The organism is Paenibacillus sp. 1182 (assembly GCF_017833915.1).
Classification (GTDB): domain Bacteria; phylum Bacillota; class Bacilli; order Paenibacillales; family Paenibacillaceae; genus Paenibacillus; species Paenibacillus polymyxa_D.
Map to the genome: position 1 here is coordinate 1 of NZ_JAFICR010000029.1, position 10,431 is coordinate 10,431.

Annotated in this window: 4 protein-coding genes and 1 rRNA gene; all 5 read left to right on the plus strand. The window is 46.6% G+C overall.

Annotation, left to right across the window (positions count from 1 at the left end):
- Positions 1–112 (plus strand): 5S ribosomal RNA (gene rrf / locus JOD82_RS28655); the annotation flags it as partial.
- Positions 113–1,075: 963 nt separating this feature from the next.
- Entirely contained in the window at positions 1,076–1,900 is an 825-nt protein-coding gene (locus tag JOD82_RS28660) for a thioesterase II family protein (RefSeq protein ID WP_029517088.1), read from the plus strand.
- A gap of 215 nt (positions 1,901–2,115) precedes the next feature.
- Positions 2,116–4,011 (plus strand): ABC transporter ATP-binding protein, encoded by a 1,896-nt coding sequence (locus JOD82_RS28665; RefSeq protein ID WP_081317618.1) that lies wholly within the window; start codon positions 2,116–2,118, stop codon positions 4,009–4,011.
- On the plus strand, positions 3,986–5,851 hold the full coding sequence (locus JOD82_RS28670; protein ID WP_069012585.1) for an ABC transporter ATP-binding protein: 1,866 nt from the start codon (positions 3,986–3,988) through the stop codon (positions 5,849–5,851). Before JOD82_RS28665 ends, JOD82_RS28670 begins: the two co-directional genes overlap by 26 nt.
- A 51-nt stretch (positions 5,852–5,902) precedes the next feature.
- A partial coding sequence (locus tag JOD82_RS28675) for a non-ribosomal peptide synthetase (protein ID WP_209950379.1) occupies positions 5,903–10,431 on the plus strand: 4,529 nt, incomplete at its 3' end.

Sequence of the window (10,431 nt, forward strand, 5' to 3'; positions counted from 1 at the left end):
TGGCGATAGCGGAGGGGTTCCACACGTACCCATCCCGAACACGACCGTTAAGCCCTCCAGCGCCGATGGTACTTGGACCGCAGGGTCCTGGGAGAATAGGACGTCGCCAAGCACGATAAAAAGAGCACAGCCTTAATGGGCTGTGCTCTTTTTGTATACCATAAGGCTTTCGCATTTTGGAAATTATATATACATGAACCCATACATATACTCCATTCCACTAAATTAATAAGATTAGGGGATAACTACAATAAAGCTTACAACACTCTGCATATCGACCGATAGTGAAGTCAAACATAATGAAATTTATAAAGCAGCAAGTCTCCAACAACGGGGAGCCTTGCTGTTTGCCGCTACTGTTTTTTGAGAGGGTGAAAGATTAAAAGTAAGGCTATAAATTTCTAGAGAATAGGTACTTTTGAAGCGAGATAGAAACGTTTTTATTAGAGTTTGAAAAGAAAATTCATAGATTTAGGAGAGAAAAATTCAATTCGAACTGGATTTTTTAGACGAAGAGTCAGAAAAAAATATGAAAAAAATGGTCCTTTATGACTATGGAATAACAATATTTATTACAAAAATAAAGAGTTATTAATTTTGTCTTATGTGAGCTTGATACAAATCCAATCCAATATTTAGGTGATTGAAGAGAGCTGCGGAAAAAGTCGGAATTTGTCGGATGATATCAGGTTGAATTTGTTACATTTATGTTAATGGCAAGTAAAGATAAAATTGTTGTAGGATAAGGGGTTGGGACCTCAATGTAAATCAAAATGAGTTCAGTTTTACAAAATTCGTGAAAACCTGAAATCTTGTTTTAAACTAAATTAACAGATCATGATTGACAGATAACTCATACAAAAAGTGAAATTGTTGCTTTTGAAGTTTGGAAACAAATAACATAATATGGATTTTATTTTATTTTTATGAGCTCTATCAATTTAGCCCTTTTGTCCCATGCCAAGTGGTTTTAAAGTTTGTATATTTAAAAACAGTTAGAAAGTGTTGGAAGAAAAAAAGAGATATAAGGATTTACTGTAAAATTATGAACTGCATAGAGGATGGAGGAATTCTTATGACAACTCGATCACAATCTTGGTTCGCGAAAACAGAGGTCCAACCGACTACGAAGCTCCAACTATTTTGCTTTCCCTACGCCGGTGGTGGTGCTTATATATTTAACTCTTGGAAGTCCAGGTTTGCGCCTGACATTACCGTGTTGCCTATACAACTTCCAGGACGTGAAAGCCGCTCAACAGAAGCTCCAATGGATACTCTTCAAGACATCGTTCAATCGTTGGTTCCAGCTATGGCTCCATACATACATAAGCCGTTCGCTTTTTTTGGACACAGTATGGGGGCACTGATTGCATTTGAAACAGCACGGCAATTGTACAGCAAAACTGGAAAGCTACCTGAGCATATCATCATATCCGGTAAATCCGCACCACATATTCCATATTCCAAAAAACGACTCCATGATTTAGCAGACGATTCTTTCACCGAAGAGCTTCGTTTGATGCAGGGAACACCTGAAGAGGTGCTGCAAAATGCAGAATTGATGCAAATTATTATGCCTCGTCTGCGTGCAGATTTTAAGGTATGTGAAACTTATGTTTATCAGCCGGGAAATCCATTGATATGTCCGATGACTGTTTTAGGCGGAATGAAGGATTTTGAGGTTAGCACAGATTCACTGCATGCCTGGCAACAGCATACGACATCACCTATGGATGTTCGAATGTTCGAAGGTAATCACTTTTTCATCCATGAACAAGAACAAGAGGTTATGAGCACAGTCGAGAACATTCTTTCTACATCCTCGCCGATGGCCCACGCGGCGGGAGCTCATACAGCTTACAACACAAGCACCCTACAACCACGATTCAGACAGAGTTAAATGTCCCACACATCACGATACACTTCGTTATTACCATCTCAGCAACAATCAACAACCAACCCACACCAAGATGCAAATTCCAGCATAGTTCAAAATCGCATTTTATTCTGTACGGATACTCATGCATCCAAACCCAGAGTTTATCTCAACGACGTCCACAGCCAATATAAAAAGTTCGCACTGAAAAAGTGTGGGCAGCGAAAAGAGGGATGCCCTTGTTTCGATTAAATTCTGCTTTTCGGAGACTCGCACGTTATGTAAGGCCGTATAATCTATGGGTTTTCATAACGGTGATCACCTCCTTGTGTTTGGCAGCTATTGACATTATTTTGGGTAAGGCCATTGAGCAAATGGCACAGGGGACATTCTCCTCTACCCAGAACATGATCTATCTGGTTGTTGGTATGACGCTAATTGGAATGCCCTGTAAGTTTGTGATGAGGTACGCTTCAGCGCGATTTAGTGTTAGTGCTCTGCGCGACTTGAGAGGCGATCTCGTACATAAGTTTTGCGATTTACCGGTTTCCAGCGTGGAAAGGAAATTTACCGGAGATTTGGTATCCCGTCTAACCAATAATACGGCAGTATTACAGAACTTTTTTATCCAGCAGTTTGCCAATCTGTTCTATTTACCGCTCGTGTTTACGGCATCACTCATATTGCTTTTACTGACAAGCTGGAAACTGATATTGGCAAGTCTTGCGCTCATGCCAATAGGAATGATCATAACATCACTAATGAGCAAGCCAATTGAAAAATACTCCGCGGATCTTCAGGAGAAAATTGCTCATTTGAACGCTGTGGGGCAAGATGCAATCGGAGGAATCCCTATCGTCAAGGCATTCAATATGCAAGCTGTGCTGTTGAAGAAGTATATGGTGATTATGGAGGAGGTCGTCAAGCGCGGCTTACGGCTAGAAAAGCGCTATGCAGCCATTACTCCGGTAGGTGTGATGATGCTAGCAACACCGATTATTTTGGTCATTGTATACGGAGGATACCTGATACAACATGGAGAGTTGAATGCTGGAGGCATTGTACTTTTTTTATACCTGATTTCGTTCATATTGCAGCCGATTGCCATGCTGCCGACGATCATTTCGCAAATGAAGGAAGCGGGTGGAGCCGCAAAGCATTTGTTTGAGGTGCTGGATTGGCAGAATGAACGTCAGGACGGCGAAATGACCTTGGTAGATCAGAAGCGAGAGAATAGGGCGCCTCATTTGAAAGACGATGCAGATGGGGAAGCCAACCGAATGAGTGAAGGCGGAGCAGAAAGTGATGATGACGTTGATAGTGTTGCTGTAGTCAGCTTTGAGCATTTGACCTTTGGCTACGATGAAGGGAACACAGTGCTGAAGGATATCAGCTTCCAGGCAGGGCAAGGGGATATGGTCGCGATTGTCGGTGCCAGCGGTGGGGGTAAAAGCACGATTTTCAAGCTGCTTTGCGGATTTAATGAACCTGGAGAGCATGCTGGAACCATTCAACTATTTGGAAAGAGTTTGACAGATTGGAATTTAACAAGCCTGCGCAGTCATATTTCGATGGTATCTCAGGAGCCGTCGCTTTTTCCGGCCACCATTGCAGAAAATATCGGATATGGACGTTTGGAGGCGACTCGAGAAGAAATTGTCGAGGCGGCGAAAGCGGCACATGCGCATGATTTTATTGTTCAACTTCCCGAGGGCTATGAAACCCTGTTGAGCGAGCGGGGAGGCGGATTGTCTGGCGGTCAAAAACAGCGTATTTCCATAGCAAGAGCATTATTGAAAAATGCTCCGCTACTTCTATTGGACGAGCCGACTTCAGCACTCGATAGTCAGTCGGAGGCTCAGGTGCAGAATGCGATGAATGCGGTAATGCAAAACCGGACGGTACTGGTCATTGCTCATCGACTGTCAACCGTACGTCAGGCGAACCGCATTATTGTACTCGATCAGGGGAGCATTGTGGAATCGGGTTCTCATGAGGAATTACTGGGTCGTGATGGTGTGTACCGAAAGCTGTATTTGAAAAATTTTGAAGAAGAACAGCATACGGCGGAAAACGGTAATTCGTTGCCTGAGGAAAGGGGTGAGCGTCGTGACCTTCAAGCAGGGGTTTTATGAATTTAAGCAGTTGATGTCCCTGATGAAGCCGCACCAAAAATGGTATTTTACCGGGCTGGTTGGCAATAGTCTGACCAATGCCAGCATCACGATTTTACTTTCTTTTGTGGTGCATTATTTGCTGAATTTCGCGGTTAATGGCAATGTACAGGAGCTATACCGAGCGGTCTATTTGGTCAGTGGTACATTTTTGGCATTAAGTCTTATCTCCCCCCTGTGCAGCTATATGTATAAACGGTGTGTAAAGCTGGCGATTGCTGATGTACGAATGAAACTATTTGGCCACATTGTCAAGCTATCGTACGAAAAAGCCGAAAAACACCATTCGGGTGATCTTGTATCCCGTATGACGAACGATGTACAGGCGCTAGAGCAGGCTTACACCGTTCATATTCGCTCGATTATACTGGAAATTTCGCTTTTCTTGGGCTCGTTGGTCATTTTGATGGCTTTGGATTGGCGATTTGGGATTATGGCGGTTGTACTTGGGCTGGCTTCAGCCTGGATAAATGCTCATTTCGCGAAGAAAATGCGAAAGACGAGTGAAGAGTTACAGGGACGGATGAGCAGGTTCACGGAACGATTGAGTGATTTGCTTTCCGGTTTGCAGACGGTGAAGTTGTTTGGGTTGAGGACGAAGGTAGGTGGACTATGTAACGATGCAAGCGAGGACATCAATCGCATCAGCATCCGGCAGGGACGTCATATGGGCTTGCAGGATATGTGCAATTTTGTCATAGAGTTCATTACGCTGGGCGGTGTGCTTGTCGCCGGATTGATTCTGGTATCGCAGAAGCAAATGGAACTGGGAGTATTGGGACAGATTGTACAACTGCAAACCGGTATTTCAACGGTATTTTTGGAGCTAGGGGCGGCTGTAACACTGTTACAAAACTCCTTGGCAGGCTTGGCGCGTATCCGCGAAATTCTGGATGAGTCGAAGGAAGAGGAACAGTTCCCCGCGGCTAAAAAGAAGGGACCGCTGACTAGGCTTAGCGATCCCGAGACGGCAGCTTTATCAGCCCGTGAATCTGGGGAATTCTATGGCGATGTTGAAACCTTAGGTTCAGACCACGCCATTGAACAGACTCCGGCTGCGCTGGAGCTGCACGACATCACCTTTGGCTATCAGCCTGACCATCCAACGCTGCAAAGGTTAAACTTGGTCGTGCCGGAAGGGCAGGTCACTGCACTTGTCGGTCCGAGTGGTGGTGGCAAAAGCACAGTCATGAAGTTGTTGCTGGGATTTTACCCACCGGATGAAGGTGTGCTGCGGGTTCGTGGTCGTTTGGCAGAAGAATTTCCGTTGGATGAGGTCAGGGATTTGATGGCCTATGTACCACAGGAGGCTACGCTGTTCCACGGTACAGTAGCGGATAATATCCGTTTTGGCTCACCGACTGCCACGGATGAGGAAGTGGAGGCTGCAGCCAAAACAGCCTATGCCAGCGGCTTCATAGCCGAGTTGCCAGAGGGGTACGACACGATTGTCGGTGAACGCGGAGCCAATTTGTCCGGCGGTCAAAGACAGCGGATTGCAATTGCCCGTGCTTTGCTCAAAAATGCACCGATTTTGCTATTGGATGAAGCGACCTCGGCTTTGGATGCAGAATCGGAATATGAAGTCCAGCAGGGCTTAAATGAGTTGATGAAGGATCGTACGACATTAGTTATTGCCCATCGATTGTCTACGATTGAACGGGCGGATACGATCTGTGTCCTTGCCGATGGCGAACTGAAAGAGCAAGGTACCCATGATCAGCTCCTTGCCGAGGGCGGCCATTATGCAGAGCTGTATGAGCTTCAATTTCGAAAGCATCCCGAGGAACAAACCGCATGAATATGCGAATTTCCTTTTTACCAAATATCTATTTTGTGAGGAGAGAGACGGATGACACAGCAAGATGTTCAATTGTTTTCCTTAAGCCAGCCACAGCAACGTATTTGGTATACGGAGCTTTTGTATCCTCATCGGAACACTTCAACAATTATTGCTACTGTAAAGATCAGGGGAACTGTTCGCATAGATGCCTTGCAGCAAGCAATTAATCGGGTAATTGCCCAAAATGATTCTTTTCGTATCAAAATTACTGCTCAGGATGGGATTCCATATCAATATGTAGAGCCATTTACGGCAGAAAGTATAGAAACGATCCAAGTTACCCCGGAAGAAGCGAATGTATGGTTAAAGCATCATAATCCACAGCCGTTCTCATTGTTGGATTCGCAGCTGTACCGATTTGTTATCTTGCAGCTCGGAACAGAAGAAACCTGGTTTAATTTTAAAATGCATCATATTATTTCAGACGGTGTGTCCATGAATCAGGCCATTAATGAAATCACCGGACATTATATGGATATTGTGCATGGTACAGGTCAAGATGCACCGACCAAAGACAATCCATATCTGGATTTTATCCAGGTAGAGCAAAGCTATGAGCAATCAGACCGTTATCAAAAGGACAAAACGTACTGGACAGAAAAGTTTGCCGATTTGCCAGAGACTACAGGTTTGAAATCATATAACCCGCTGACACTGAGCACAGCTGCACGCCGGGAGAGCTTTATACTGGAACATGAGTTGTATCGTGGTGTTACGGCTTTTTGCGAGGAACATAAAATTAGTATTTTCACGTTCTTCCTGGCGGCTCTGTATATTTATTTGCATAAAGTGACGGGAGAGCAGGACCTAACCGTGGGGACACTCTATGCCAACCGTACGTCTAAGAAGGAAAAGGATACCATCGGTATGTTCGTCAGCACCGTGGCTACGCGTCTGTTGGTCGAACCAGAATCCGAACTGCTGACCTTCCTGCAAGGTGTAGGGAAGGAGCAGGCGTCCATTTTGCGGCATCAGCGTTACCCGTACAACAAAATTATTCAGGATTTGCGTGAACAGCAAAGCAGTCTGGACATTCAGCGTCTGTTTGGTGCTTCCATTCAGTACCGTACCTTGAGTTTCTCCCGGTTTGATGAAGCGATTCAGCAGGTTGATAACGATTTCTGCGGAGATACGGTGAACGACTTCGATATTCACATGGTTGAAATGCTGGATGACGATAGACTCGTGCTGTACCTGGATTATCGTACCGAGCTGTTTAGTGAACAGGAAATTGCTCGAATTATTCGACAATTTTTGAGTGTGGCGGAGCATATGGTGCAGGGCCCACACAAGCGGATACAGGAATTGTCGCTGATCAGTGAGGAAGAACGGGCGCAAATCATCGATGTATTCAATGCTACAGCGGTGGAATATCCACACGAAGCAGGCATTCATGAGTTGTTTGAGGAACAGGCTGAACGTACACCGAATCAGATAGCAGTTGTGTTCGGAAATGCCCGTTTAACTTATGGCGAACTGAATGTTAAAGCAAATCGACTGGCTCACACGTTGCGCGGATACGGTGTTACCGCCGAGCAAACTGTAGGTATCGTTGCTGAGCGTTCCACGGATATGATTGTCGGCATGTTGGCGATTCTCAAAGCGGGCGGCGCATATGTGCCGATTGACCCTGATTATCCGGCTGAACGTGTACGTTACCTGCTGGAAGATTCGGGGGCAAAGTTGCTGCTGGTGCAGCATGCAGAACAGCAACTGGAGGAATACACCGGAATCGTACTGGATCTGAGCGATGCTAAGGTGTACGGGGCAGAGAATGACCAAGGCTTGAATACCGTACATTGGGAGCAAAACGAGGCTTATCATGCGGATTATACCAATTATACAAATCTGAAAAATGAGATTTTAAATGAATCATCCTCGTCTGTCGTAGACAGCACTGCTGGAGAACAAGAACGTAAATTTGGAAACCGACTAGCTTATTTGATGTACACTTCGGGCACGACCGGACAGCCCAAAGGGGTTATGGTAGAACATCGCAATGTCGTGCGTTTGGTGAAAAGTACAAACTATGCGCAATTAGATGCTGATACACGCATTTTGCAAACTGGCGCCGTTGTCTTTGACGCGTCCACCTTCGAAATTTGGGGTGCGCTATTGAATGGTGGACAGCTCGTGCTGGTAAGTCAGGATGTCATTTTGGACGCTCCAAAGCTCAAGGCAGCCGTGCGCAACCATGGTATCACGACAATGTGGCTGACTGCGCCGCTCTTTAACCAGCTATCTCAGCAGGACTTGGAGCTGTTCGAGGGGGTACAAGAACTGCTGGTCGGTGGTGATGTGCTGTCTGTACCGCACATTAACCGGGTGCTGGAGGCTCATCCGTCCCTGCGGATCATTAACGGCTATGGGCCGACAGAAAATACAACTTTTTCTACAACTCATGCGATTGCTAGCGTGCAATTGGAAGCGGTGCCGATTGGGCGTCCGATTCACAACTCCACAGCGTATGTCGTAGACCGTTCCATGCAGCTTCAGCCTGTCGGGGCATGGGGGGAGTTGATCGTCGGCGGCGACGGGGTGGCACGTGGCTACCGGAACCGTCCGGATTTAACGGCTGAAAAATTCGTAGATAGTCCGTTCCGTAGCGGAGAGCGCTGCTACCGTACAGGCGATTTGGTTCGCTGGAATGAGGATGGAACGCTGGAATACAAAGGACGGATCGACGCACAGGTGAAAATCCGGGGCTACCGGATTGAGCTGGGCGAGGTGGAAGCGCAGCTCTTGAAGCTAGATGCGGTACAAGAAGCTGTCGTCATTGCACGTGAGGATGAGCAGGGACAGAAACAACTCTGCGCATATGTAGTCACCCTTGTGGATATCGCGGCTAGTGAGTTGCGAAGCACCTTGAGCCAAGAATTGCCGGGTTATATGGTGCCGTCGTATTTTGTGCAGATGGAGCAATTGCCGTTAACACCAAATGGCAAAGTGGATCGTCGGGCGTTGCCGCAACCGGAGGGAAGCGTGGATTCCGGCGAGGATTATGTAGCAGCCCGTAATGAGGTAGAGCGGACATTGGTATCGGTATGGCAATCTGTACTGGGAATCGAACAGATTGGTGTTCTGGATAACTTTTTCCATTTGGGCGGCGACTCGATCAAGGCCATCCAAGTGTCTTCAAGACTGCTGCAAAATGGTTACAAGCTGGAAATGAGGGAGTTGTTCCAGTATCCGACGATTGCTGAGCTGAATGGACGGGTGCAGCGGGTGACCCGCGTTTCCGATCAAGGAGAAGTTAGTGGAACCGTGGCATTGACACCGATTCAACACTGGTTCATTGAACAGCAGCCATCCAATCCTGAGCACTATAACCAGGCTCTGATGCTGCATCGTGAGGATCGACTGGACGAAACGGCGCTTCGTCAGGCACTGCAAAGCATTGTCGAGCATCATGATGCTTTGCGCATCGTATTCCGCCAGAATGCAGACGGTGGGTATGAAGCATGGAACCGAGGCGTGCAAGAAGGAGAGCTGTATAACCTCGAAGTGGTGGATTATACAAGGGAGTCTGACTTTGCTCATTTGCTGGAGAACAAAGCCAACGAAATCCAAAGCAGCATCCGTCTAGATGAAGGACCGCTGGTAAAGCTGGGGCTGTTCCGTTGCAACGATGGAGACCATTTGTTGGTAGCAATCCACCATTTTGTGGTTGACGGTGTGTCTTGGCGTATTTTGTTGGAGGATTTGGCAACAGGCTATGAACAGGCTTTACGGGGCGAGTCTGTCCGTTTGCCAAATAAAACGGATTCCTTCCGCCTTTGGGCTAATCAGCTGCCAGCTTATGCGAACAGCACAGCATTGGAGAAGGAGCGTGCGTATTGGGAGCAAATTGAGGAAGCAGGGAAAAGCCAGGCATCCTTGCCTAAGGATTACAATCGTAAATCTCAGGCCAAGCCACAGCTTCGCGATGATCGGACGCTGACCGTAGCGTGGACGGTAGAAGAAACAGAACAATTCTTGAAACAAGCTCATCGGGCCTACAATACGGAAGCGAACGACCTCTTACTGACAGCTCTGGGCACTGCAATTCAGGAGTGGGCGGGCATCCGTCAGGTGCTTGTAAATCTGGAGGGTCATGGACGGGAAGCCATTTTGCCGGATATGGATATTACGCGCACAGTCGGTTGGTTTACCAGTCAATTCCCGGTTGTACTTGATATGAATGAGGACCGAAATGTAGGACGGCGTGTCAAGAACGTCAAAGAAGGGCTGCGCCGTTTGCCGCATAAAGGGATTGGATACGGGATTTTGAGATATCTTGCTGGCGGTGAAGGAGAAGCAACTTTTGTCAGCGAGCCGGAAATCAGCTTTAACTATCTAGGACAATTCGATCAGGATTTGAAACATAATGCATTCCGCATGTCTCCTTATTCCATCGGAGCTTCCATTAGTGACACGTTGACCAAGCGGTATGCTCTGGATATTAACGGCATGATCACGGACGGTGCACTGGAACTGACGATCAGCTACAGCAACAAAATGTTTATGAAAAAATCAATCAAAAAGCTGGCTGATCTGTT

Coding starts and splice junctions, on each gene's coding strand:
- JOD82_RS28660 (WP_029517088.1), top strand. CDS start 1,076: ATGACAACTCGATCACAATCTTGGTTCGCGAAAACAGAGGTCCAACCG.